Origin of the sequence: Okibacterium sp. HSC-33S16 (genome assembly GCF_024171565.1) — a bacterium.
Classification (GTDB): domain Bacteria; phylum Actinomycetota; class Actinomycetes; order Actinomycetales; family Microbacteriaceae; genus Mycetocola_A.
In genome coordinates, this window is sequence record NZ_JALJZZ010000001.1 from 315,569 (window position 1) to 340,147 (window position 24,579).

Genomic DNA, 24,579 nt, shown 5'->3' on the forward strand with positions numbered 1-24,579 from the left:
CATAGTCTTAAACCGTGGCCCATCTACTCGGAGCTGAACAGCTCCACCTTGAATACCCGACGCGTGTGATCTTCGACTCCGTGACCGCCGGGGTGAACGAAGGAGACAGGATCGGCGTCGTCGGCCGCAACGGTGACGGCAAGTCGACCCTGCTGTCCCTCCTTGCCGGTCGTCTTGAACCCGATGGTGGCCGGGTGACGCGCCGCCGTGGAATTACCGTTGGCGTCCTCGACCAGAGGGATGAGCAGCCGGATGACCTGACTGTCTCGGCCGCCATCGTCGGAACCACCGAAGAGCACGAGTGGGCGGGTTCCGCACGCGTCCGCGATGTCATTGCCGGGCTCGTGCAGGACATCCCATGGCACGCCACCATTGGTTCCCTGTCCGGCGGCCAGCGTCGCCGGGTCGCCCTGGCAGCCCTGCTGGTCGGTGACTGGGACGTCATTTTCCTCGACGAGCCGACCAACCACCTCGACGTTGAGGGAATCGCCTGGTTGGCCGGCCACCTCAAGAAGCGGTGGGCGTCGAACGCCGGTGGACTCATCGTCGTCACACACGACCGGTGGTTCCTCGACGAGGTCTGCACGGCAACGTGGGAAGTTCACGACCAAATCATCGAGCCGTTCGAAGGCGGATACGCCGCGTACATCCTCCAGCGCGTCGAACGCGACCGGATGGCTGCGGCAAGTGAGGCGCGTCGACAGAACCTGATGCGCAAGGAGCTCGCCTGGCTCCGCCGCGGCGCCCCCGCACGCACGACCAAGCCCAAGTTCCGGATGGACGCTGCGTTTGAACTCATTGCCAATGAGCCGCCGCCCCGCAACACCGTCGCACTGACCCAACTGGCCACCTCCCGCCTCGGCAAGGACGTCGTCGACCTGTTGGACGCGGGAGTCGTCTACCCGGATCCCGAGTCGGACACCGGGTTCAAGACGGTACTCAAGGATGTTGAGTGGCGGATCGCCCCGGGGGAGCGCACCGGAATTCTTGGCGTTAACGGTGCGGGTAAGTCCACCCTGTTGGGCCTGGTTACCGGAGACGTCACCCCGACCTCCGGGAAGGTGAAGCGGGGAAAGACTGTCAGGATCGCAAGCCTGACCCAACAACTCGATGAGCTGAAGGAGATCGAGCACGAACGGGTCTCCACCGTCGTTGGTATGCAGAAAGCGGCATATGTCGCCGGTGACAAAGAGCTCACGCCAGGTCAATTGCTCGAACGACTGGGCTTCACCAGCGCTCAACTGTCCACTCCGGTAAAGGATTTGTCGGGCGGACAACGCCGTCGGCTTCAGCTTCTGTTGATTCTTCTCGACGAGCCGAACGTCCTCATCCTCGATGAGCCCACCAATGACCTGGACACCGACATGCTCGCGGCGATCGAGGATCTCCTTGACTCCTGGCCAGGAACGCTGCTCGTCGTCTCGCACGACCGGTACCTCCTGGAGCGCGTCACCGATCAGCAGTACGCAGTGCTCAACGGACACCTGCGACACCTGCCCGGTGGGGTGGACGAATATCTCGCGCTGCGGTCGGGGCAGGAGGTTGCTCCACTCATTGCACCGCTCGCCGGCGACGTGGCGTCCGGACAGGTTAAGGCGGCGAAGCTCGGCGGAGCGGACCTCCGTAACGCTCAGAAGGAGATCGCTTCCATCGAGCGCAAGATTGAGAAAGCACGCCACAAGGTGGCAACGACGCACGAGTTGTTGGCTAACGCCGACCAGAGCGACTATGTCGGGCTAGGCGAACTGACGGCGACGGTAACCGAAATGGAATCCACCATCGCTGATCTCGAAACACGCTGGCTCGAGCTCTCAGAATTGCTCGAGTAGTCGCCTTCTGACTGGGCTGTGCGCTTGGCTTCGGTGGAAACACCGGAGCCAAGTGGTCGCCTCCATGCCCGCAAGTGGCTCTGCCCGCTGATCAGTCGTGTGCACAATGCAAAAAAACACCGGCCCCGCCGGACAACCATTTCTGGTCGGTCCGTGCGGGGCCGGTGTTCAAATAATTACAGCGAAAGCCGAAGCCACCAGAGTAATAGTTTTAGTTACAGCGGGCGGATGTTCTCAGCCTGCAGGCCCTTGGGGCCCGTTGCGGTTTCGAATTCAACCTTCTGGTTCTCTTCGAGCGTGCGGAAGCCGCTGGAAGCGATGGCCGAGAAGTGAGCGAAAACGTCGGCGCTTCCGTCATCGGGAGCGATGAATCCGAAGCCTTTTTCTGCGTTAAACCACTTGACGGTTCCTGTTGCCATGATGATCTCCTTAGGAGTCTTGCGTGGATGTCGACTGTCGACATCCCAAAGTGCGGCGTACCTGTCCGCTCCTACAAGAAACGGCGGCTCTTCAGATGAAGGAACCGCCGTAAATCAATCACTGCGTAACACTACTACTGCGGTTACAACCGTAGCCCAGAGGTCCGCTCAAAGCAAGGCCGAGTTTCGAGACACTGTGTATATGCCGAAATACGAGTCATTTTCCACTAATGGAATGGACTCTCCCGTAGTCTCGGACCATCCTGGGCATATGCCCGATTTTCAACTCTCACGGCTGGGAAGTCGAGCTTAACCCTTTTTGGAGGTGCCTTGACTGTTACAGCAACACTGGGCCCTGTTCGTAAAACATCTGCACGCCTCACCGGGCTGGAAAACCCGACAAATACTTTCTCCTCTCTGCTGAAGACTGTCCGCGAGGCCGGGCTGCTGCAGCGCCGCCGAGGGTTCTACCTCGCAACTCTCGCGGTCCTGACCGTGGCCCTGGTGGGCCTCGGCGTCGGGTTCGTCTTGCTGGGCGATTCCTGGTTCCAGTTGCTGATCGCAGCCGGTCTGGGGATCATCTTCACGCAGTTCGCCTTCGTCGCCCACGAGGCATCACATCGCCAGGTGTTCGAGTCCGGACCCGCAAACGACCGTCTGGGTCGCATCCTCGCCGACGCTGTCGTCGGCATCAGCTACGCCTGGTGGATGACCAAGCACACGCGGCACCACGCCAACCCCAACACGGTCGGTAAGGACCCGGATATCGAGATCGACACGATCTCCTTCATCGAAGAGGATGCGGCAACGGCCAAGGGGCTGCGTGGCTTCATTACCCGGCGGCAGGGTTATCTCTTCTTTCCGCTGCTGACGCTCGAAGGCCTCAATCTCCACTTCCGTTCCATCGTGACGCTTTTCACCGCCGAGAAGGTCGACAAGCGCTGGTTGGAACTGACGCTCATTGCGCTCCGGCTTGGTATCTACCTCGCGATCCTCTTCACGTTCCTCCCGCTCGGAATGGCGTTTGCCTTCCTCGGCGTGCAAATGGCTGTCTTCGGCGTCTACATGGGAGCGTCATTCGCTCCGAACCACAAGGGAATGCCTTTGATTCAGGAAGGCGCGAAGATTGACTTCCTCTCCAAGCAGGTTCTCACCTCGCGAAACATCCGCGGCTTGGGCATGAGCTACTTCATGGGTGGACTTAACTACCAGATCGAGCACCACCTGTTCCCCAGCATGCCGAGGCCGCACCTCAAGCACGCACGAGAGATCGTCGTTGAGCACTGCAAGACGCTCGGCATTCCGTACACCGAGACAACGCTGGTCAATTCCTACGCGATCGTCATTGACTACCTCAACCGTGTCGGTTTGTCCGCGCGCGACCCGTTCGATTGCCCCATGGTGAATCAGTTCCGTCGCCCGTAAGCGCCGCTGAACCAAAAGATACCCCCGCGGACCAAATAGGTTCGCGGGGGTATTGCTCTATCTCTACATCGATGTAAAGCTGTAATCCCTCACGAAGGAGTGTCGGATGCACGGACAGTATTTTTCGTCGAATTCTCCACTTACGCGTCGATCCGTCTTGCTTGGCGGTGCCGCGGTGCTCGGTGGCGCCGCGCTTGCTCCCGCCCTCTCTGGGTGTGCTGCCGCCGGCGCCGGTGAGACCACCTACCCGCTCAAGTTCTGGCATCTGCTGTCCGGCGGTGACGGAATCGTCATGGCCGGTATGGTTGACGCCGCCAATGAAGCCAATCCGGAATTCTTTGCCTCGCAGACGGTTCTCGCCTGGGGTACGCCGTATTACACCAAGCTCGCCATGGCATCTGTGGGCGGCCGTGCTCCCGACGTTGCGATTATGCACGCGTCGCGACTGCCCGGATATGCGCCTGGCGGACTCCTCGATCCCTGGGACACTGATCTTCTGGCTGAGTTTGGGGTCACGGAACAGGACTTCCCGCCTCGCGTGTGGGAGAAGGGGGTCGTCGATGGGAAGCTTTACTCCGTCGCTCTGGATGCGCACCCGTTTATCCTCATGTACAACACGGACGTGGCGGAGAAAGCCGGAGCGCTCGGACCCGATGGGCAACTCGTCGAGATCACCTCGCCGGAGCAGTTCTTAGACGTCGCGTCAGCCATGCAGGCCGTCACGGGAAAGCACGGACTGTCCTACGGATACCTGGGTGACGGTGCTCAGATGTGGCGCCTGTTCTACACCTTCTACAAGCAACTCGGCGCGGAGATGGTCCTCGAAAACGGGAAAGAAGCTCAGGTCGATGAGGAAGCCGCGGTCACCGCATTGTCCTTCATCCAGCAGCTGCTCGACGACACCATCGCCACAAAGAGCGGTGACTACGCCACAGCCGTTGCTGAGTTTGTGAACGGTGAGAGTGGCATGTTCTTCACCGGCGTGTGGGAACTGCCCACCGCGAAGAACTCAGGCATTCCCTTTGACGCCCAGCCCATCCCGACACTGTTCGGAACCCCCGCAGCGTATGCCGATTCGCACGCATTCGTGCTCCCGCACCAGTCAGCTCCCGACGAGAACAAGCGAAGGGAGGTGTACCGGTTCGTGTCAGAACTCTTCAAGGGATCTATTGACTGGGCAGGCGCGGGACACATTCCCGGATACCTACCCGTTGTGGAGAGCGACGAATACTCCGAACTGATACCGCAAGCGCACTATGCCTCGGCCGCAGACGTGCTCAATTACGATCCATCGGCCTGGTTTACGGGTTCAGGATCGGACTTCCAAACCTATTTCGCAGAAAACGTGCAGGGCGTCTTCCTCGGCGGCGACGATCCTGCCGAGGGCATCCGCGGATTCGTTCGGCGGCTGAACGTCCTCCTGGCCAAACCCAACCCGGTCGCCAAAGGCTGAGAGAGGAGCTCAACGTGACGACATCAGCGGTAAGCAACCGAGCGCAGGCCACCACCGGGGCCAAAGGCGACACGAAAGCCGCGCGCAGACGTAAGGACAATCTTGCCGGCTGGGCATTTGTGGCTCCGTTTGGTGTGTTCTTCGCGTTGTTCCTGATCTGGCCCATTCTTTTTGGTCTCTACTTGAGCTTCACCGGCACCACCCTCACGGGAGCTGGGGGTTCGTTCGTTGGCTTCGCCAACTATGCCGAGGCGCTCGGCAGCAGTGACATGTGGCGTGCCATGCTCAATACGGTGTGGTTTACGGTCCTGTCGACCATTCCGCTCGTCGTCATCGCTCTGGTTATGGCACTGCTTGTCGATCTCGGTCTTCCCGGTCAGTGGCTCTGGCGTCTGTCCTTCTTTATGCCGTTCCTCCTGGCGTCGACCGTTGTCTCCCTGTTCTGGATCTGGATGTTCAACCCCCAGCTGGGATTGATCAACGAAATGCTCAAGCCGTTTGGAGTCGCGCCGATCGCCTGGCTTCAGGACCCGCAGTGGGCGATGCTCGGTGTGGTCATCGCAACGGTCTGGTGGACGGTTGGATTCAACTTCCTCCTGTACCTCGCGGCTCTTCAGAACATCCCCGAGCAGCAATACGAAGCGGCCGCGCTCGACGGTGCGGGGAAATGGCGCCAGCTCTTTTCCATCACCATTCCGCAACTCGCTCCAACGACCGCGCTTATTTTGATCCTGCAAGTTCTCGCGTCGCTCAAGGTCTTCGACCAGATCTACCAGATGACGCAGGGTGGTCCCGCTGGCACCACCCGAACCGCTGTCGTCTACATCTTCGACACTGGCTTTACCGGATACCGCTTCGGCTACTCAGCAGCGGTCTCGTTTATCTTCTTCGCCCTGATCATCCTGGTTTCGCTTGTCCAGTTCACGTCTCGAAAGGGGGCGCGGTCATGACCACAGTCGAGCTGCCGCCGGAAGCACGCGTCGCCGAGTCACGCCCACAGGTGCCACACCGGCCGGGCGAAAAGCGTTTCGGCGCGGGCCGGGTCATTGCCCTCATCATTCTCATTGTCATGGCCGTCTCGTGGCTGCTTCCCTTCGCCTGGGCACTGGTCACCTCGCTTAAGACCGAAGCGGATGCCGGCGCGACGCCGGTCAGCTGGCTCGCGCCGCACGGTTACACACTCGAGGCGTACGCCAACGTCCTGGCCGAGGGAAATATCCCAATTTGGGCGCTCAACAGCCTGTTGAGTTCGACGATTATCACCATTCTCACGGTGGCGACGTGTGCGTTGGCCGCCTACGCGTTTTCTCGACTGGACTTCACCGGTCGCAGGTGGCTGTTCTTCGTCGTCATCGCTTCCATCATCATTCCGCCGCAGGTACTGATCATCCCGTTGTTCTACGAGATGCTCGCGTTCAACATGGTTGACACCTATTGGGGCCTGATCCTCCCACAGGTCGTTGCGCCGCCGATGGTGTTCATTCTGAAAAAGTTCTTCGACCAGATTCCGATCGAACTTGAGGATGCCGCTCGAGTTGATGGGGCGAATCGCCTTCGGATCTTCTGGACGATTGTGTTGCCCCTGTCCCGTCCGATCCTTTCCGCCGTATCAATTTTCGTTTTCATCGGAGCCTGGAACAACTTCCTCTGGCCGTTCATCATCATCAACGACACCTCGCTGATGACCCTTCCCGTCGGGCTGCAGACGGTCAAGAGCGCATACGGCGTGCAATACGCACAGAACATGGCCATGGCGCTCCTCGCAGCGGCGCCCTTGATCATCATCTTCCTCTTCTTCCAGAGGCAGATCATCAAGGGGATCGCGACGACTGGCTTTGGTGGCCAGTAGTTCAGACGAGCGAGAAACGGACACGATGACTTCCTGCCGCATCACCCTCGACCGAGACTTCATCGTCGGCGACGTCCCCCACCGGCTGTTTGGCTCTTTCGTCGAGCACATGGGCCGCTGCGTCTATACAGGCATCTACGAACCAGGCCACCCGACAGCCAACGAATCGGGCTTTCGTACCGACGTCCTCGACCTGGTTCACGAGATGGGACCGACGGTCGTGCGGTATCCCGGCGGAAACTTCGTGTCCGGATACAACTGGGAGGACGGGGTTGGCCCGGTCGACCAGCGTCCCCGCCGGCTGGATGGCGCCTGGCACACCCTCGAAACCAACGAATTCGGCTTGCACGAGTTCATGGAGTGGTCGAAGTTGGCCAACGTCGAGGTCATGCAAGCGATCAACCTCGGAACGCGGGGAGTGGACGCCGCGCGCGAACTGGTCGAATATGCCAACCACCCGGGCGGGACCTACCTCTCCGATCTGCGCCGAAAGAACGGCGCAGACGACCCGTTCGACATTCGGCTGTGGTGCCTCGGTAACGAACTGGACGGCCCGTGGCAGATCGGTCACAAAACACCCGAAGAGTACGGCCGCCTCGCCAAGGAAGCAGCCAAGGCGATGCGATACGTCGACCCGACGATCGAACTCGTCGCTGTCGGCAGCTCGAACTCAGGGATGCCGACCTTCGGTGAATGGGAACACACCGTCCTGACCCACGTGTACGAGGAGGTCGATTTTATCTCGTTGCACGCCTATTACCAGGAGCACGACGGTGATGCTGCGAGCTTCCTGGCCTCTGCGCTCGACATGGATCACTTCATTGAGTCGGTGATTTCTACGGCCGACGCCGTGCGGGCGCGCGGGCGACACAACAAACACATCAACCTCTCCTTCGACGAATGGAACGTCTGGTACCAGCGCGGTCGCAACACCGAGGATCAGGAGCATCGGGTCAAAGAGTCGGGATGGCGAGAGCACCCGCGGTTGATCGAGGATGAATACACGATGACGGATGCTGTCGTGGTCGGCACATTCCTCAACTCACTTCTTCGACATGGAGACCGGGTCCACATCGCTAATCAGGCGCAACTGGTGAACGTGATTGCTCCGATTCGCACTGAAGAGAATGGGCCCGCGTGGAGGCAGGCCACCTTCTGGCCATTCGCGCGAATGGCTGCTGTAGCGAGGGGCAAGATTCTTCGAACAGCGGTGACAAGCGACCGGATCCCGACCGCCCACTACGGCGACGCGGATGTCATTGATGTCAGCGCGACGTGGGACGAAGAGAACGGCCGTGTAGCGCTCTTCCTGGCCAATCGGAGTCTGGACGATGCCGCCGACGTCCAGGTGGCGTTGCACGGCCTTCGCGGAGACCGCGTTGTGCGGGCCGAGGTGCTCGAAGCTCCCGACGGTGCCGACCGGCACGTTTCCAATACCGCCAAGGCCGAACGGGTCTCGCTCACACATCTTGCCGGGGTCTCGGTGTCAGAGGCAGGTGTGGCCCTGTCCCTCCCGGCATTGAGCTGGGCGGTCATCGAAGTGACCGTTTCGTCGGTCTAAGGGGAAATCAACCAAAGTCGATTCGGAGTCCTTCACACTCGCGGATCTTCCTCGAGCCTGCCGCGAGCGCGCAGATAATCCGCCCAACCGGCGCACCGCCGAAGAATCTGTTACGAACGGTGACGCTCCGTCTCGCGCACGACAGAAAACGCGGATATCTTAATTCTGTGCCCCGGTGCTGGGAGCACGGATCCCTTCCTTCATAACGCTTCGTTTTCCGGAGCGTTAGTTTCCGTGCCCTGCACTCCCGAGGAGACACACACACAGCGAAGAGGAATCACCGTGAAGAAATCCAACCTGAAGAGCGCACTCGCCGCCCTCGCCATCCTGCCCGTGGCTGCACTGCTGGCGGGCTGCGCCGGCAGCGCAGGTTCTTCGAGCGAAGGCAGCGAGAACGAGACCGTCAAGATTGGCGTTGTCGGAGCGAGCGACCCGTACTGGGAAACGTACGTCGACGCTGCGGCCGACGAAGGCATCACCGTCGAACTCGTCGACTTCTCTGACTACAACCAGCCCAACCCGGCGCTCGCCGAGGGTGAGATCGACCTCAACCAGTTCCAGCACATCATCTACCTGGCTGACTATAACGAGGCGAACGGGCAGGACCTCGTACCCGTTGGCGCGACGGCAATCTACCCGCTCGGTCTTTACTCTGCGAAGTATGACTCGGTCGAGGAGATCCCCGATGGCGCCACCATCGCGATCCCGAATGACGCCACCAACCTGTCGCGTGCGCTCCTCGTGCTGCAGTCGGCCGACCTCATCACGCTGAAGGGTGGCGGAAGCGCTTACTCGACCGTGTCGGAGATTGACGAGGCGAAGTCACGGGTTACGGTCACGGAACTGGACCCGACGCTCACCGCTACGTCGCTGCCCGACGTCGCTGCCGCCATCGTCAACAACGACTTCATCGTTGATGCGGGACTCGACGCCAACGACGCGATTGCGCAGGATGACCCGTCCGACCCCAATGCTCTTCCGTACGTCAACATCTTTGCCGCTCGTGCCGAAGACAAGGACAACGAGACCTACGCGAAGCTCGTGGAGATATATCAGGACACTCAGGCCGTCACCGACGGCGTCATCGAGAACTCGGGTGGAACGGCGGTTATGGTGAAGACTCCGGTCGCTGACCTGGTCGAATCGCTCAAGACCGTCCAGAAGCAGATCGCCGAGCAGGGCTAGGCCCAGCTGAAGCACCACGTGTAGCAAAGGCGCCGGAGTTCACAACTCCGGCGCCTGTTCGCGTCACCGAGAGGAAACCCCGTGAGCATCGTCAGCATGACGGATGTCGTCAAGTCATATCCACCGTCCCAGAAGGGCGGTGACCCGGTCGTCGCCATCGATGGGGTGAGCATCGAGGTGGAACACGGTGATGTCTACGGGATCATCGGATACTCGGGCGCCGGCAAGTCCACTCTGGTTCGGCTCGTGAACGGTCTCGAGAAGGCCACGTCGGGCAGCATCGTGGTCAACGGCACCGAGATCACGTCGCTCAAGGAACGGTCGATGCGCACGGTGCGCGGTGACATCGGCATGATTTTCCAGCAGTTCAACCTGTTCAACTCGAAAACCGTGGCGAAGAACGTGGCATACCCGCTCGAGGTTGCCGGTCGCCCAGCTGCGGAGATCACCGCCAGGGTCACCGAAATGCTCGCCTTCGTTGGATTGAGCGACAAGGCAAAGAACTATCCCGACCAACTTTCGGGCGGACAAAAACAGCGGGTGGGAATTGCCCGTGCGCTGGCGACATCGCCGTCGCTGTTGCTCGCGGATGAAGCCACCAGCGCCCTGGACCCGGAGACGACGAGCGAGGTCTTGTCGCTCCTCGACCGGGTGAACCGGGAACTCGGCGTCACGATCATTCTGATCACCCATGAGATGGACGTCATCCGGAGCCTCGCCACGAAGGTGGCTGTGATGGATGGCGGACGTATCGTCGAGCGCGGCGATGTCTTCGACGTGTTCTCCCGTCCGCAAAACCCGGCATCGGCGCGATTCGTGTCGACGGTTGTGCAGGGTGTTCCATCGCCCGTCGAGGTGCAGACGCTCCGTACCCGTCATGACGGTCGAATCGTCACCTTCTCTTTCCGCGACGGCAATAACTCGCAAGCGCAGGTTTTTCTCGATCTCGCAGCCACAGGCATCCGTTTCGAATTGGTTTATGGCGGCATCAATGACATTCGTGGCCGCGCATTCGGCCACCTCACCCTTGCCCTGCAAGGCGAGTACGCAGCGATCGACGCCGCGCTGGCCCGCATTGGCAGCTACTCAGAAGTGACGGAGGTGCACTGATCATGGAGAAACTTCTCGATCTTCTGCCCCAGCTCGGCGAAGCCGCCTGGGAGACGCTCTACATCGTTGCCGCGAGCCTGGTTTTTGGTGGCATCGCCGGACTGCTCATCGGGCTGGGTCTGTATGTCACCCGGCCGGGCTCGATTCTTGAGAACCGGGTCGCTTTCACGGTAATCAATGTGCTCGTCAACATCTTCCGGCCGATTCCATTCATCATCTTCATCGCGGCGATCCAGCCGCTTGCCCGGCTGGTGCTCGGGACAGGCATCGGTAACGGCGCTCTCATTTTCGCGATCTCTATCGGTGCGGCGTTCGGTATCAGCCGTATCGTCGAGCAGAACCTGCTCACCGTGTCACCGGGAGTGATTGAGGCGGCGCGAGCGGCCGGAGCAGGGCCGCTCTACATCGTTCGCACCGTGCTGCTGCCGGAAGCGCTCGGCCCACTGATCCTCGGCTACACCTTTGTGCTGGTTGTGCTCGTCGATATGACGGCGGTCGGCGGCTACATCGGCGGCGGTGGCATCGGTAACTTTGCCATCCAGTACGGCTACCGGCAGTTCAACCCGATCGTGACCTGGGCCGCCGTGCTCGTTGTGATCGTTTTCGTGCAGCTCATCCAGTTCTTCGGCAACGCCCTGGCGCGGAAGATCATGCGCCGCTAGAACTCGGTCGGCCCTGCCGCGTCGAAGTCGAGGCTGAGCTTGCGCAGCAGGGACGCGAGTCTTTGCTGGTCGGCCGGGGAGAGCGACGCGAGGATTTCGGACTCGGCGTCGACGAGCCGCGTGATGGCCGCGTCGACCCGGGTCAGGCCGGTCGGTGTCATCACGACGAGGATGCCACGGCCGTCACCGGGGTCGGCCTTGCGTTCGGCCAGCCCTGAGGCGACGAGCCGGTCAATGCGGTTGGTCATAGTGCCGCTTGAGACGAGTGTCTGCTGCAGCAACTGCTTGGGGCTCAGCGTGTACGGCTCACCCGCACGGCGGAGCGCGCTCAGCACGTCGAATTCCCACGACTCAAGCTTCGAGCGGGTGAACGCGGTCTTGCGGGCACGGTCAAGGTGCCGGGTCAGCCGACCCACCCGTGAGAGCACCTGCAGCGGGGCGAAGTTGAGGTCAGGGCGTTCGCGCTCCCACGCCTCGACAATGCGGTCGACTTCGTCACTCTTTTCGGGCATTTCCTTATTATCCCGTGTGAGAGCGCACGGGCCCGCGGTCATTATCTGGCAGACTTGACTCGTGCGTACGTTTCGGCGGGCGCGGTCCGCCTTAGTGTAATGGCAGCACGGCAACCTTTGGAGTTGTTCGGTCCAGGTTCGAGTCCTGGAGGCGGAGCGGAACGGACGGCTCCCAGCCGACGGAACACTACGAACAACATCGAGTCAGCTCGATTCAATCTCCGGGGGACCCGTGGCAGATACTCAACTCGCGATCGTTGTCCTGGCGGCCGGCCAGGGAACCCGGATGAAATCCGCAACCCCCAAGCTGTTGCATCCGCTCGCGGGCGTGCCGATGATCGGTCACGTGCTGGCCACGGCCCGCGCACTGGAGGCCGAGCACGTCATCGCGGTCGTGCGCCATGAGCGTGACCGACTGGTTGAGGTCATCTCCGCCGAGCTGCCCGAGAGTGTCATTGTCGATCAGGACGAGGTTCCCGGCACGGGGCGTGCGGTCGAGCAGGCCGTGGCAGCGATTCCGGAGAGTTTCGACGGCGACGTCCTCGTGATCAACGGTGACGTGCCTCTCCTCGACGCCGACACCCTCGCCACCCTCCTCGCGCGTCACCGCGCCGAAGGCACTGCCGCAACGCTCTTGTCGGCGATCCTCGACGACGCCACCGGCTACGGGCGCATCATCCGCACGGCAGACGGCACCGTCGACTACATCGTCGAGCAGAAGGACGCGTCCGACGCCGAGCGCGCGGTCGCCGAAATCAATGCTGGGGTCTACCTCTTCACTGTCGGTGCTCTTCGCCAGCAGCTGGCGAAGCTCACCACCGACAATGCGCAGGGCGAAAAATATGTGACGGATGTTGTGGGCCTGCTTCGTGCGGAGGGACTCAACGTCTCGGCACTGCCGGTTTCGGAGCCGTGGCTCGTCGAGGGCGTCAACGACCGCGCCCAACTGAGCGCGCAGGCTGCCCGACTGAACGCCATGATCATCCGCGGCTGGCAGTTGGCCGGCGTCACCATCCAAGACCCGTCGTCGACGTGGATCGACGTTAAGGCAACGCTCGCGCCCGACGTCACCGTCAAGCCCGGCACCCAGATTCTCGGCGCGACCGCGATCGCCACCGGTGCGGTTGTGGGCCCTGACACCACTCTGGTCGATTGTGAGATCGGCGAGAACGCCGAGGTGAAGCGCACAGACGCAACCCTCGCTGTGATCGGTGCCGGAGCATCCGTTGGTCCGTTCTCCTACCTCCGGCCCGGCACAATCCTGGGCGCTGACGGGAAGATCGGTACGTTCGTTGAGACCAAAAATGCCCGCATCGGGACGGGCAGTAAGGTGCCACACCTCTCCTACGTCGGCGACGCCGAAATCGGTGAGGGCTCGAACATCGGCGCCGGAAGCATCTTCGCCAACTACGACGGGGTCAAGAAGCACTCCTCGGTGGTCGGCTCACACGTTCGCACCGGCTCACACGGCGTCTTCGTGGCGCCGGTTAGAATTGGTGACGGCGCGTACACCGGCGCCGGGACCGTCGTTCGCAAAGACATTCCTGCCGGGGCTCTCGCTATCAGCGTTGCTCCGCAGCGCAACATGCCCGGCTGGGTCGAGAAGAACCGACCCGGTACCGCGGCAGCGGAAGCTGCCCTCGCGGCCCAAGACTCCAACCCCCACGAAGAAAACTAAGCAGTACAACGCCGGTTCGACCGGCAGGAAGCGGGCTACGTGTCTGGCATCAAAATGAGCGGAGAAAAGCGACTCGTTCTCGTATCGGGTCGTGCTCATCCACAACTGGCCGCAGACATTGCCGCAGAGTTGGGGTCCGACCTGGTCCCCACCGACGCGAGGACCTTCGCCAACGGTGAGCTCTACGCACGTTTCGACGAGAGCGTTCGCGGGTCGGATGCGTTCGTCATCCAGTCGCACACGGCCCCCATCAATGAGTGGCTCATGGAGCAGCTCATCATGGTCGACGCGCTGAAGCGGGCATCCGCCAAGCGGATCACCGTTGTGGCACCGTTCTACCCGTACGCCCGCCAGGACAAGAAGGGCCGCGGCCGTGAGCCGATCTCCGCCCGCCTCGTCGCCGACTTGTTCAAGGTCGCCGGCGCCGACCGAATCATGTCGGTCGACCTGCACGCCGCCCAGATCCAGGGCTTCTTCGACGGCCCCGTTGATCACCTCTTCGCCATGCCTGTGCTGCTCAACCACTTCCGCGAGAAGCTCGACCCGGAAACTCTGACGATCGTGTCTCCCGATATGGGCCGTGTTCGCGTCGCCGACATTTGGAGCGACAAGCTCGGCGTTCCACTCGCGATCATCCACAAGCGCCGCGACCCGCTGGTTCCCAACCAGGTGTCGGTGCACGAGATCGTCGGTCAGGTGGAGGGTCGCGTGTGCCTCCTCGTCGACGACCTCATCGACACGGGCCGCACCATCGTCCGCGCGGCGGAAGCCCTCAAGGCTGCTGGCGCGCTCGGCGTTGTCGTCGCGGCGACCCACGCGGTCTTCAGCGACCCGGCCACCGAAATCCTTCAGAGCGACTTCATCGACTCGGTCGTGGTGACGGACACGCTTCCAATTCCGGAGGAGAAGCGCTTCGAACGGCTCACGGTGCTGCCCATCGCCCCGTTGCTCGCTCGCGCAATTCACGAGGTCTTCGAAGACGGCTCCGTGACGAGCATGTTCGACGGCGCCGCATAGCCTTTAACGTGAGGGAGGACGGGATATCCCGATTATCCCGTCCTCCAAGGCCCTCAGGTCTGACCCGGCGTCCGGGTGCTCTCAATAGCACCTAAGCGGGTCATCTCGGGGAGGGCCTTATACCTCAAGTGTAGAAAAGCGTTGTCAAGCCCGGCGAGGGCTTGACAACGCTTCGTGGTAGGTGTTCCTAGCTCGAATACCCGTCGGCGTCCGAACCGGCGATGCGTTTCGCCTGTTCCAGCAGGTCATCCTCAGAAATAGCGATACCCGCGTCGGCGAATCGTTGGCGAAGCGCCTCGATGATTTCGGTTTCCTCGTGGCCGGCGAGATCCGCTTCTTCCTGGATCAGGATTCCAGCGACTTTCTCATCGAGCGGTTGCGGGTGCTGGTCCTGGACGGGCACCGTTGTGTCTCTTGCAGGTGTGTTGTCGACATCCGACATAGTGGCCTCCTCGAATCGTTCATTCCATTCTGGCGGTACCGGATGGCGTTCGGCAGAGGCACTCGCTCAGTAGAGGAAGATTGCCAGCCAATCGCGATTGTGCGCGTGCAGGAGTACCAGGAAGAGAACGAAGTCGAACAACAGGTGCACGCTCACGATGTAGCTCAGTGACTTCGTCTGCCGGAAAATCCACCCTTGCAGGACGGCAAAGGGGTAGATGAGGAACGGACCCCAAGAGTGGAAACCCAGCTCCCAGAGGAACGACGTAAACAGAACGGCCTGCAGCAGGTTGGCTTGCCAGTCAGGAAAGTGACGGCGCAGCAGTGCGAATGTCGTGCAAATGAAGAACAATTCGTCCCAGATCCCCAGTGCATTCGTTCCCAGGAAAAGTCGGGCGATGCTTCCAGGGTCGGATGCTGCCGGCCAGTTTTCGTAGACACCGGTCGGAATCATATAGACCGGAAGCAGGAACCAGCCGAGGATCACGACAGCAACGAGGTAGCCGAACTCGAATCGAGACCATCGTTTTCCGGTCCACACCGGGAAACGGATGGCGTGATCGCGGTAGACGAACCGGGAGATGAGGTAGGGGAGGAGCACCGCGGCCGCGAGGGCGGCTCCCATCAGGAGCATGTGGCCCCACTCGATGTCAGTGTTGATCGGCACGAGGCTGATCGCCGTGAGCCCGATCGCGATGAGCAGCAGATCTTTCGCGAGGGCTCGATCGATGGCCACGGCCGCAACTAGGCTCACGGCGAGGGTGAGGTAACCGGCGGGGCGCTCGTCTAGTCCGAACAAGAGAAACCCGGATGCGGCGAGCAGAATTCCGGGAAGGAGGTTCCAGCTCACCAGCGGTCGAGCGGGGGCGTGAGCGGCGGTTGGGCGTGGCGTCGTCATGACTCTGCATTCCTCGGTGAACTCGGGGCTACGTTCGAGGCTACAGGGGGTTGCCGTGTCGTTCGAGCGGGGCGTTCCCCGACGCGACCAGAAATGGACCCCTCGCAATGCGAGGAGTCCATTCCTGTAACTCGTGTATTGGTGGTGCTTAGTGGGTGTCCACGGCTTCGATCTCGGTGCGGTCACCGGACCAGAGGGTGTGGAAGGTGCCTTCGGCGTCGACCCGGCGGTACGTGTGTGCTCCGAAGAAGTCGCGCTGGCCCTGAACCAGGGCAGCGGGGAGGCGGTCGGCGCGCAGCCCGTCGTAGTACGAAAGCGATGACGAGAACGCGGGCGAGGGGATGCCGGCCTGCGCCGCAGCGACGACAACTCGGCGCCAGGCGTCCTGCGCCTGCGAGACGGCGTCGGTGAAGTACGGTGCGGTCACCAGCGCGACGAGCCCGGGGTTCTCGTCGTATGCCTCGGTGATGCGGTTGAGGAACTGGGCACGGATGATGCAGCCGCCGCGCCAGATCTTCGCGATGTCGCCCTTCTTGATGTCCCAGTCGTACTGCTCAGCACCGGCGACGATCTCGTCGAAGCCCTGGCTGTATGCGATGATTTTCGAGGCGTAGAGTGCCTGGCGAACGTCCTCGACGAACGCGTCGGCGTCGTCGACGGTCCACTCCGACGAGGGGCCGGGAAGGTCGGACGCTGCCGCACGTTGCGCGGGCTTTGACGAGAGGGAGCGGGCGAAGACGGCTTCGGCGATCCCGGAAACCGGGATGCCCAGGTCGAGGGCGGTTTGCACGGTCCACGCGCCGGTTCCCTTTGCTCCGGCCTGGTCGACGATGACGTCGACGAGGGGCTGACCTGTCTTGGCGTCGACCTGGCGAAGAACCTCTGCGGTGATTTCGATCAGGTAGCTCTCGAGTTCGCCCTTGTTCCACTCGGTGAAAATGTCAGCGATCTCGGCGGGGGACTTGCCGGTGCCTCTGCGGATGAGGTCGTATGCCTCGGCGATGAGCTGCATGTCGGCGTACTCGATGCCGTTGTGGATCATCTTGACGAAGTGTCCGGCTCCGTCGGTGCCAACGTGTGTGACGCACGGCTCGCCCTCGGCGATAGCGGCGATCGACTTGAGGATGGGGCCGAGGGTCTCCCAGGCTTCTGCGGAGCCACCGGGCATGATGCTCGGGCCCTTGAGAGCGCCCTCTTCACCGCCGGAGATTCCGGCGCCAACGAAGTTGATTCCGGTCTCACGAACGGCCTTCTCACGGCGAATGGTGTCGGTGAACAACGCGTTACCACCGTCGACGATGATGTCACCCGGCTCGAACACCTCGGTGAGTTGCTCGATGACCGCGTCCGTGCCCGCGCCCGCCTTCACCATGATGATGGCGGTTCGGGGCTTGGTCAGGGATGCGGCGAAGTCCTCGATGGACTCGGAAGCGACAAAGCCGGCCTCAGGGAACTCGGAGACGACCGCACGCGTCTTCTCAGCGGAGCGGTTGTAGATGGCGACGGTGTTGCCTTCGCGGCTCGCGAGGTTTCGAGCAAGGTTCGATCCCATCACCGCCATCCCGATCACGCCGATGTTTGCCTGTGCCTGGGCCATGAAGGTCTCCTCTAGTGTCATGCAGTGGTTCGGGAAGAAAAACTGGGAGCGGTGTCGTCAGGAGTAATACCGAATCGGGAGAAACATCCGCTCGACACAACGCTAGCAAAGTCCGTATGTCGCATCAGGGAGATGACGGCTCCGGCGGTGAGCTACAGGCGGGTACCGAAGGTGTCGCACCAGACGTTGTCGTTGAACGTTCCGGTGAAGCCGGACGTGCCCGTCATTTTCGCAACAGTGGCCGCGATCGCTTCGCGGCTGGGCGCATAGGAATGAATGACGGTCTTCACCATCGGCACATCGATCAGGTGATTGGGCTGAGCCAGGGAGACGAAGATCGTGGGAATCTCGGTCACATACCAGGGAATCTCGGCTGCCATCGGCGTCGACCAGTGAATCCGCACCGTCGCCTCCTGCGCGAAGCCGGTGACGTTGGCGAAAATGATGGCTGCGTCGTACTTCTCGGCGTATTGTTCGTTCGCCTCGTCGGCCATCACCGTGTGGAAGTACACCCCTTCCTCGCCGTCGGCCTTGCGCTGGACGGCGTCGCGGAACACGTGCACCTCAAAGCCGGCGTTCTCCAACTCCTGCCTGGCGATGTCGAGAAACCCGCTCGGGTCTGTGCCGGTGAAATCGGCCTGGCCAGAAATGCCGTACAACCGAATTCGCTTGTGGGTCTGTGGAGACAACGGCAGGTTGTTCTGGGTGTCCTTGACGAGGGTGACGTTCTTGTCGGCAACGGCCGCCGCGATGGCCAGGTGCTCCTCGCTTCCGATCACGTCGAGCGCTTCCGGGCCCGGGACAAGTTGGTCGCGCGGGATCGTGTGCAGGCCGATGGAGGCCTTCAGCCCCAGGATTCGAAGGAGCGCGTCGCGAAGTCGTTCCTCGGTGATGACGCCCGAGCGGTAGCCCTCGAGCATGTAACGGAAGTCTTCGTCGGCGTTGCGGAAGAAGAGGAACATATCGCAGCCTGCAGCGATCGCCGCTGGCACCAGATCCTTGCGCTTCATGGCCTGGGTCATACCGATCATGGCTGAGGCGTCGGTGAGGATGAGCCCGTTGAAGTTCAGTTCTCCTCGCAACAGGTCCTGGAGAAGTTCAGGGGCAAGGGTGGCGGGCATGATCTCGGAATCGGCGATGCCGGGACGGAAACGGCGCGACAGCTCCGGCGCACCGATGTGGCCGACCAGGATCGACTGCACGCCGTGATCGATCAGCTCGCGGTATACCCGACCGTAGGTCGAGTTCCACTCGTCGTACCCGAGCGTGTTATACGTGGTGACCACATGCTGGTCTCGTTCGTCCATGCCGTCGCCGGGAAAGTGCTTCATGGCGGCAGTGGATCCGGTCTCACTGAGCCCGTCAAAGTAGGCCTTGGCCCGCTCGATCACGACATCGGGGGTGTTCCCGAACGACCGGGTGCCGATCACCGTGTTACGCCAGTTGTAGTGGATGTCAACGATGGGAGCGAACGCCCAGTTGCAGCCCAGGGCTGCCGTTTCACGCCCGCCTACGTAGCCGAGGTCGCGTGCGATGGAGGCATCGGGGTGGCTGCCGGCGCCGAGGTGGGTGGTGACCAGGGTCCCATCGTTGATGCTGCCCGCTCCGCCCATCTCGGGGTTGGATGCGATGAGCAGCGGAACCTTGGACTTCGACTGCGCGTAGCGGATGTGGCTCTGCACGGTCGCGGAATCAGCACCCATGTAGCGCATCCCGCCCACATGGAAGTTGTCGAGAACGTTGTCGAGATAGCTCGGCTCAAACGAGGTGTTGAGGTTAATGAAGAGCTGACCGATCTTTTCCTCAATCGAGAGTGAGGCAAGCGTCGTTTCGACCCACTCGACGCCAGCGGCGTCAAGGTTAAACGGGTGTGCTGTCAGATCGACCATGGGACGTCCTTGTTCTCGGGAAAAACGGGCGCGACTGTGCATCCGTCGCACTCCTATGAGACACCGCGGAGCGCAGTTTTGTCAACCGGTTGCCAAATCCGTCCTCGTCCACCTAGAGTGAATCATGCCCGCGGACTGGCTCCACCGGGTTCCCAATGAAGCGAACAGACGTAAGGCGGCACTGAAGCAATGACGATCGGAACCGACACAGTTACCTGGACCCTCTCCGGCTTCGGCGATGAGATCGATACTGACCCGCGAATACAGATCGCCGTCCTCAAGGCGCTCGGCAGCGAACACATCGAGGTTCGCAGCGCGTGGGGCACCAACGTCGTCGACCTGGATGATGACCAGCTGGCTGCGCTCGCCACGCTTCTCTCCTCCGAAGGGATGAAGGCTTCCGCGGTCGCGTCGCCGATCGGCAAGGTCGACGTTTCACTCGACGCCGACCTCGAGGTCGCCCGTCTTCGCCGAATCATCAGAGTGGCTCACGCGCTGAACACTCCGAACATCCGTATCTTCTCCTTCTTTCGTGCCGAGGGCGTGCCCGTCGCCGACATCCGCGACGACGTGATGACTCGAATGCGCCTTCTCGCTGACGAGGCGGAACGCGAGGGCGTCGTTCTCCTCCACGAGAACGAGAAGGACATCTACGGCGACACTCCGGAGCGTGTCCTCGACCTCGTCGAGTCGGTCGGGTCGAGCGCACTTCGACTTGCCTGGGACAGCGCCAACTTCGTTCAGGTCGGTGTCACCCACCCGCATGATGCGGGCTACGCCATGCTCCGCCCCTACCTCGATTACCTGCAGATTAAGGACGCGGATGCCGCGAGCGGCTCGGTCGTTCCTGCCGGCCAGGGTGACGGCCAGGTGTTGGCCACCCTCACCGCGCTTCGTGACGATGGCTACACCGGTTTCGCTTCGTTGGAGCCGCACCTCGATGAAGCTCACACGCTGGGCGGCTTCTCCGGCCCGACCGCATTCGGCCAGGCCGCTCGCGCATTCGACGGACTGCTGCGCAGCATTGGAGTGTCCACCAAGTGAGTACCGCTCTTCGCGTGGCCGTCATCGGCTGCGGTGACATTTCCGCGCTGCACTTCGCCGCCATCGCCGGCCAGGACAGTGCGACACTCGTCGCGGTGTGCGACGTCGATGAGGGCCGTTTGAGCAGCGCGAGCGAATTACACGGTGTTCCCGGTTTCACCGACCACCGGCAGATGCTCGACCAAGTCAGGCCCGACGTTGTCCATATCTGCACCCCGCACAACACCCACGCGGCGCTGGCAATCGACGCGCTCGATCGCGGCGTCTCGGTTGTGCTCGAGAAGCCGGTCGCGCACACGCGAGACGAGGCCACACGGCTCGTCGAAGCCGCCGGTCGAAGCGAGGCCTCCATCGCAGTCTGCTTCCAGAACCGATACAACGCCCCGGTCCAAGCGGCGGCCGAGATGCTCGCGAGCGGGGCGGTCGGCACCGTGCACGGCGCCGCGGCGACGGTGATCTGGCACCGCTCGGCGGAGTACTACCTGGATCGCCCCTGGCGCGGACGCTGGTCGACCGGCGGTGGCGGGCTGCTGATGAACCAGGCCATCCACACCCTCGACCTGGTGCAGTGGCTGATGGGACCGGTGACAACGGTTCGGGGCAGCGCGAGCACACGCTTCCTCGATGATGTCATTGAGGTCGAGGACACGGCCGACATGGTCCTCACCCACGAGAACGGCGCGCGATCGGTGTTTTACACCACCCTCGCCCACGTCACCAACGCTCCGGTCACCCTGGAGATCGTGGCAGAGAACGCCACGCTGCGCCTGTGTGGAGACCTCACGGTGAGCTGGGCGGATGGCCGCGTCGAGACGGTGCACGAACGCGCACTCCCAACCGGCGAGCGCGCCTACTGGGGTGTCTCACACGAGCTTCTCATTGCGGACTTCTACGAGCACCTCACGGCGGGATCGTCCTTCTGGATTGACGCGGCCGAGGCGCGTAAATCCCTCGACATCATTCAAGACGTATATGACCAGTCCTTCCCGGAACGAGCCGGGCGGACACAACCGACAACAGAACGGAAAGCTTTTTCATGACACAGAAAGTGCGCTTGGGAATCATCGGCCTGGGAACCCAGGGATCGATGTACGCCAAATTCATCGCTGACGGCATGGTGCCCAACATGGTCGTCACGGCCATCGCCGACACTGACCCGGCCAAGGCCACGGTTGTGCGGGACACCTACCCGGATGCCCACTTCTACGACGACCACATCGCCCTGCTCGAGAGCGGAGACGTGGACGCTGTCGTCACGACGGTTCCGCACTTCCTGCACCCTCAAATGGGAATCGACGCTCTCTCGCGAGGCGTGCACGCTCTCGTCGAGAAGCCGGCTGGCGTCTATACCAAGCAGGTTTCCGAGCTGCTGGCCTTCGCCGAAACGGTGCCGCAGCTGAGCTTCGGGATCATGTTCAACCAGCGCAACAACCCGCTGTATCGACGCCTGAAGGAGATCGTCGATGCCGGCGAAATTGGGGATATCCGCCGCACCAACTGGATCATCACAACCTGGTGGCGTCCGCAGGGGTACTACGACCAGAGCGAATGGCGGGCAACCTGGGGCGGCGAGGGCGGGGGAGTCCTTGTGAACCAGGCGCCGCACCAGCTCGACCTGTGGCAGTGGATTTGCGGAGTTCCCGAGAAAGTCTTCTCGAAGGTGGCCTACGGCTTCCGTCGCAACATCGCCGTTGAAGATGAAGTCACTGCGGTTGTCGACTATGGAAACGGCGCAACCGGTGTCTTCGTGACCGCGACGCACGACCTGACCGGAACCGACCGGTTTGAGATCCTCGGTGATGCCGGCAAGATCGTTGTCGAAAACAGCAAGACCGCAACGGTTACCCGCCTGAAGAAGCCCGAACGCGAGTTGTCCGAGAGCATGAGCATGCAGGATGTCGGCAAGCTGTTCATGGGTCAGCTCGACCCGACTGAGTACTACACGACCGAAACCATCGAGTTCGAGTCGGCTTGGGGTGACCAGCACTCAGGGGTGCTGGAAAACTTCGCCGCCAACATCCTGGACGGCACTCCGTTGCTCGCACCGGGGTCCGATGGCATCAAGGGCGTGCGTCTCGCCAACGCTATCCACCTCTCGAGCTGGACGGGCAAAGAGGTTTCGCTGGACTTCGATGAGGACGAGTACCTCGCCGAACTCAACAAGCGAATCGCCGACGAGGCCAAGTTCCCCGTCCGCGCCTAGATGAATCACGAAGGCCCCGCAGCTCGCGCTGCGGGGCCTTCGCCGTGTCACGCGCCGCCTACTGGTCGCCCGAGGGGCAATCGATTGCATAGCTGGTTTACGGGGTTGTGACGTCACTTTGTAACTATTTTGACAATCGGTTGCCAAATGACAAGATGCCGATTAGTGTGGTCCCCAGATCGGAAGCCAAGCGTCACTCAGATATCGGCAACCGGTTGCACTCAGAGTCGAGCATCCCTCCCAAGGAGACAACAATGAAGTTTGGTCCCCGTGCGACGTCCGTCGCCATCGTCGCCGCGACAGCCGTCGCCCTCGTCGGATGCTCCTCAGCAGCCGGCGGAAAATCCGGCGGCGGTTCAGCCGTAGACACACTGTCAATCGGTTCCCTCTCGAACATCCTGTCCTTCGATCCGGCCCAAGCGCACCTGGGCCACCAGATGCCGCTGTACCAGGCCGCGTACGACACCCTGGTTCTGCGCAAGCCCGATGGATCGTTCGCTCCAATGCTCGCTACCGAGTGGGAGTACAACGACGACCAGACCGTCCTCACCGTCGACCTCCGCGATGACGTCACGTTTACCGACGGCGAGAAGTTCGATGCGGAAGCAGCGAAGGCGAACCTCGATCACTTCAAGAGTGCAAACGGACCTGACGCTGCGCAACTGGGGTCGGTCAGCGCCGTGGACGTCGTCGACGAAGACACCATCGACATCACGCTCGCAGCAGCAGACCCCGCACTCGTGTATTACCTCAGCCAGGCCCCCGGCCTCATGGGCAGCCCGAAGGCGCTCGGAACCGAGGAGATCAAGACGGTTCCCGTGGGATCCGGCCCCTATGTCCTCGACGCCAAGAGCTCGGTCAACGGCTCGCAATTCGTCTACACGGCCAACGAGGACTACTGGAACAAGGATCTTCAGAAGTTCGCAAAGGTCACCATCAAGGTCCTCACCGACATCACGGCGCGAACCAACGCCGTCGTGTCCGGGCAGGTCAACGCCACACTGCTTGACGCAAAGAACGGCAAGCAGGCTGAAGGTGCCGGTCTCAAGGAAGTCTCGTACCCCGTTGACTGGAACGGCCTCTTCCTCTTCGACCGCGACGGGCAGAACACGCCAGCACTCGGCGACGTCCGCGTCCGCCAGGCCATCAACTACGCCTTCGACCGCGAAACCATGCTCGAGCAGCTCTCGCTCGGACACGGAGAAGTCACCGCGCAGATCTTCGGCAAGACGACTGATGCCTATATCCCGGAACTTGACGACGCATACGCGTACGACCCCGAGAAAGCCAAGTCGCTCCTCGCCGAAGCCGGATACGCCGATGGCTTTGAGTTGACCCTCCCGGTCCTGCCCGGCACAGAGGCCATCATGGCAATGGTGCAGCAGCAGCTTGCCGACGTCGGGATCACCGTCAAGCAGGAAGCCGTTCCCCAGGCCAACTACGTCACCGACCTCCAGGCAGCCAAGTTCTCGGCAGCATGGTTCTCCGTCTTCCAGGGCGAGCCGTGGGTTGCAATCAAGCAGGCGATTGGCCCGCAGGCCGCATACAACCCGTTCAAGACGACAACTCCTGAACTCCAGGCAGCAATCGATGCCGTCCAAACGGGCGGCGACAAGAGCGGCGAACTGGCGAAGGACGTCAACGAGTACGTGACCGAGCAGGCCTGGTTTGCTCCGTGGTACCGCATCGACCAGATGTTCTACATCGACGACAAGATCACCGTTGAGCCTCAAGCCCAGCAGGCAGTGCCGAGCATCTACAACTACGCTCCGGCATCCTGACCCACCGCCAGGGGGAGGGGCAGCAC

Annotated in this window: 21 protein-coding genes and 1 tRNA gene; 16 read left to right on the top strand and 6 right to left on the bottom strand. The window is 61.8% G+C overall.

Annotated features, from left to right (window positions below; translation table 11 throughout):
- Positions 1 to 14 precede the first annotated feature (14 nt).
- Positions 15 to 1,829 (top strand): ABC-F family ATP-binding cassette domain-containing protein, encoded by a 1,815-nt coding sequence (locus L1277_RS01535; protein WP_253374597.1) that lies wholly within the window; start codon positions 15 to 17, stop codon positions 1,827 to 1,829.
- A gap of 215 nt (positions 1,830 to 2,044) precedes the next feature.
- Here L1277_RS01535 and L1277_RS01540 read toward each other — a convergent pair whose 3' ends face one another.
- Positions 2,045 to 2,248, bottom strand: a complete 204-nt coding sequence (locus L1277_RS01540) for a cold-shock protein (protein ID WP_253374598.1) — start codon at positions 2,246 to 2,248, stop codon at positions 2,045 to 2,047.
- Between the two features lie 330 nt (positions 2,249 to 2,578).
- Here L1277_RS01540 and L1277_RS01545 point away from each other — a divergent pair, with 330 nt between their 5' ends.
- The 8 genes from L1277_RS01545 to L1277_RS01580 all read left to right on the top strand — a co-directional run bounded on the left by L1277_RS01545 (position 2,579) and on the right by L1277_RS01580 (position 11,493).
- Positions 2,579 to 3,673, top strand: a complete 1,095-nt coding sequence (locus L1277_RS01545) for a fatty acid desaturase (RefSeq protein ID WP_374110142.1) — start codon at positions 2,579 to 2,581, stop codon at positions 3,671 to 3,673.
- A 106-nt stretch (positions 3,674 to 3,779) separates the two neighbouring features.
- A complete protein-coding gene (locus L1277_RS01550) occupies positions 3,780 to 5,126 on the top strand; it encodes an extracellular solute-binding protein (protein WP_253374599.1) in 1,347 nt (448 codons plus the stop codon).
- Between the two features lie 14 nt (positions 5,127 to 5,140).
- Positions 5,141 to 6,076 (top strand): carbohydrate ABC transporter permease, encoded by a 936-nt coding sequence (locus tag L1277_RS01555; protein WP_374110143.1) that lies wholly within the window; start codon positions 5,141 to 5,143, stop codon positions 6,074 to 6,076.
- Complete coding sequence (locus L1277_RS01560; RefSeq protein WP_253374600.1) at positions 6,073 to 6,975, top strand: carbohydrate ABC transporter permease; 903 nt, start codon at positions 6,073 to 6,075, stop codon at positions 6,973 to 6,975. Before L1277_RS01555 ends, L1277_RS01560 begins: the two co-directional genes overlap by 4 nt.
- A 25-nt stretch (positions 6,976 to 7,000) precedes the next feature.
- On the top strand, positions 7,001 to 8,536 hold the full coding sequence (locus tag L1277_RS01565; RefSeq protein ID WP_253374601.1) for an alpha-N-arabinofuranosidase: 1,536 nt from the start codon (positions 7,001 to 7,003) through the stop codon (positions 8,534 to 8,536).
- A gap of 276 nt (positions 8,537 to 8,812) precedes the next feature.
- Positions 8,813 to 9,721, top strand: coding sequence for a MetQ/NlpA family ABC transporter substrate-binding protein (locus L1277_RS01570; protein WP_253375255.1), 909 nt, complete (start codon positions 8,813 to 8,815; stop codon positions 9,719 to 9,721).
- A gap of 81 nt (positions 9,722 to 9,802) precedes the next feature.
- Complete coding sequence (locus L1277_RS01575; protein ID WP_253374602.1) at positions 9,803 to 10,831, top strand: methionine ABC transporter ATP-binding protein; 1,029 nt, start codon at positions 9,803 to 9,805, stop codon at positions 10,829 to 10,831.
- A 2-nt stretch (positions 10,832 to 10,833) separates the two neighbouring features.
- Positions 10,834 to 11,493 (top strand): methionine ABC transporter permease, encoded by a 660-nt coding sequence (locus L1277_RS01580; protein WP_253374603.1) that lies wholly within the window; start codon positions 10,834 to 10,836, stop codon positions 11,491 to 11,493.
- On the opposite strand, the gene L1277_RS01585 is transcribed toward L1277_RS01580, so the two are convergent.
- Positions 11,490 to 12,005: a MarR family winged helix-turn-helix transcriptional regulator gene (locus tag L1277_RS01585; protein ID WP_253374604.1), complete on the bottom strand. Its 516-nt coding sequence runs from the start codon at positions 12,003 to 12,005 to the stop codon at positions 11,490 to 11,492. The genes L1277_RS01580 and L1277_RS01585 overlap by 4 nt on opposite strands.
- Before the next feature lie 85 nt (positions 12,006 to 12,090).
- Between L1277_RS01585 and L1277_RS01590 the strand changes: the two genes are divergently transcribed.
- From L1277_RS01590 to L1277_RS01600, 3 genes are all read left to right on the top strand, one after another.
- Positions 12,091 to 12,162, top strand: a tRNA-Gln gene (locus L1277_RS01590).
- A gap of 75 nt (positions 12,163 to 12,237) precedes the next feature.
- A complete protein-coding gene (gene glmU, locus L1277_RS01595) occupies positions 12,238 to 13,683 on the top strand; it encodes a bifunctional UDP-N-acetylglucosamine diphosphorylase/glucosamine-1-phosphate N-acetyltransferase GlmU (RefSeq protein WP_308215065.1) in 1,446 nt (481 codons plus the stop codon).
- Positions 13,684 to 13,722: 39 nt separating this feature from the next.
- The gene (locus tag L1277_RS01600; protein WP_308215066.1) at positions 13,723 to 14,700 is read left to right on the top strand and encodes a ribose-phosphate diphosphokinase; all 978 of its coding nucleotides are present in this window, start codon (positions 13,723 to 13,725) and stop codon (positions 14,698 to 14,700) included.
- A 187-nt stretch (positions 14,701 to 14,887) separates the two neighbouring features.
- On the opposite strand, the gene L1277_RS01605 is transcribed toward L1277_RS01600, so the two are convergent.
- The 4 genes from L1277_RS01605 to L1277_RS01620 all read right to left on the bottom strand — a co-directional run bounded on the left by L1277_RS01605 (position 14,888) and on the right by L1277_RS01620 (position 19,525).
- Complete coding sequence (locus L1277_RS01605; protein WP_253374605.1) at positions 14,888 to 15,142, bottom strand: hypothetical protein; 255 nt, start codon at positions 15,140 to 15,142, stop codon at positions 14,888 to 14,890.
- A 66-nt stretch (positions 15,143 to 15,208) separates the two neighbouring features.
- Positions 15,209 to 16,039, bottom strand: a complete 831-nt coding sequence (locus L1277_RS01610; protein ID WP_253374606.1) for a CPBP family intramembrane metalloprotease — start codon at positions 16,037 to 16,039, stop codon at positions 15,209 to 15,211.
- 148 nt (positions 16,040 to 16,187) lie between these two features.
- Positions 16,188 to 17,636, bottom strand: a complete 1,449-nt coding sequence (gndA, locus tag L1277_RS01615) for an NADP-dependent phosphogluconate dehydrogenase (protein ID WP_253374607.1) — start codon at positions 17,634 to 17,636, stop codon at positions 16,188 to 16,190.
- Positions 17,637 to 17,788: 152 nt separating this feature from the next.
- Positions 17,789 to 19,525, bottom strand: a complete 1,737-nt coding sequence (locus L1277_RS01620; protein WP_253374608.1) for a glycoside hydrolase family 3 protein — start codon at positions 19,523 to 19,525, stop codon at positions 17,789 to 17,791.
- Positions 19,526 to 19,714: 189 nt separating this feature from the next.
- On the opposite strand from L1277_RS01620, the gene L1277_RS01625 reads away from it, so the two are divergent.
- From L1277_RS01625 to L1277_RS01640, 4 genes are all read left to right on the top strand, one after another.
- Positions 19,715 to 20,569: a sugar phosphate isomerase/epimerase gene (locus L1277_RS01625; protein ID WP_253374609.1), complete on the top strand. Its 855-nt coding sequence runs from the start codon at positions 19,715 to 19,717 to the stop codon at positions 20,567 to 20,569.
- Entirely contained in the window at positions 20,566 to 21,609 is a 1,044-nt protein-coding gene (locus L1277_RS01630) for a Gfo/Idh/MocA family protein (protein ID WP_253374610.1), read from the top strand. Before L1277_RS01625 ends, L1277_RS01630 begins: the two co-directional genes overlap by 4 nt.
- Positions 21,606 to 22,772: a Gfo/Idh/MocA family protein gene (locus tag L1277_RS01635; RefSeq protein WP_253374611.1), complete on the top strand. Its 1,167-nt coding sequence runs from the start codon at positions 21,606 to 21,608 to the stop codon at positions 22,770 to 22,772. The genes L1277_RS01630 and L1277_RS01635 overlap by 4 nt, the downstream gene beginning before the upstream one ends.
- A 254-nt stretch (positions 22,773 to 23,026) precedes the next feature.
- The gene (locus tag L1277_RS01640) at positions 23,027 to 24,553 is read left to right on the top strand and encodes an ABC transporter substrate-binding protein (protein ID WP_253374612.1); all 1,527 of its coding nucleotides are present in this window, start codon (positions 23,027 to 23,029) and stop codon (positions 24,551 to 24,553) included.
- The last annotated feature ends 26 nt before the right edge of the window (positions 24,554 to 24,579 follow it).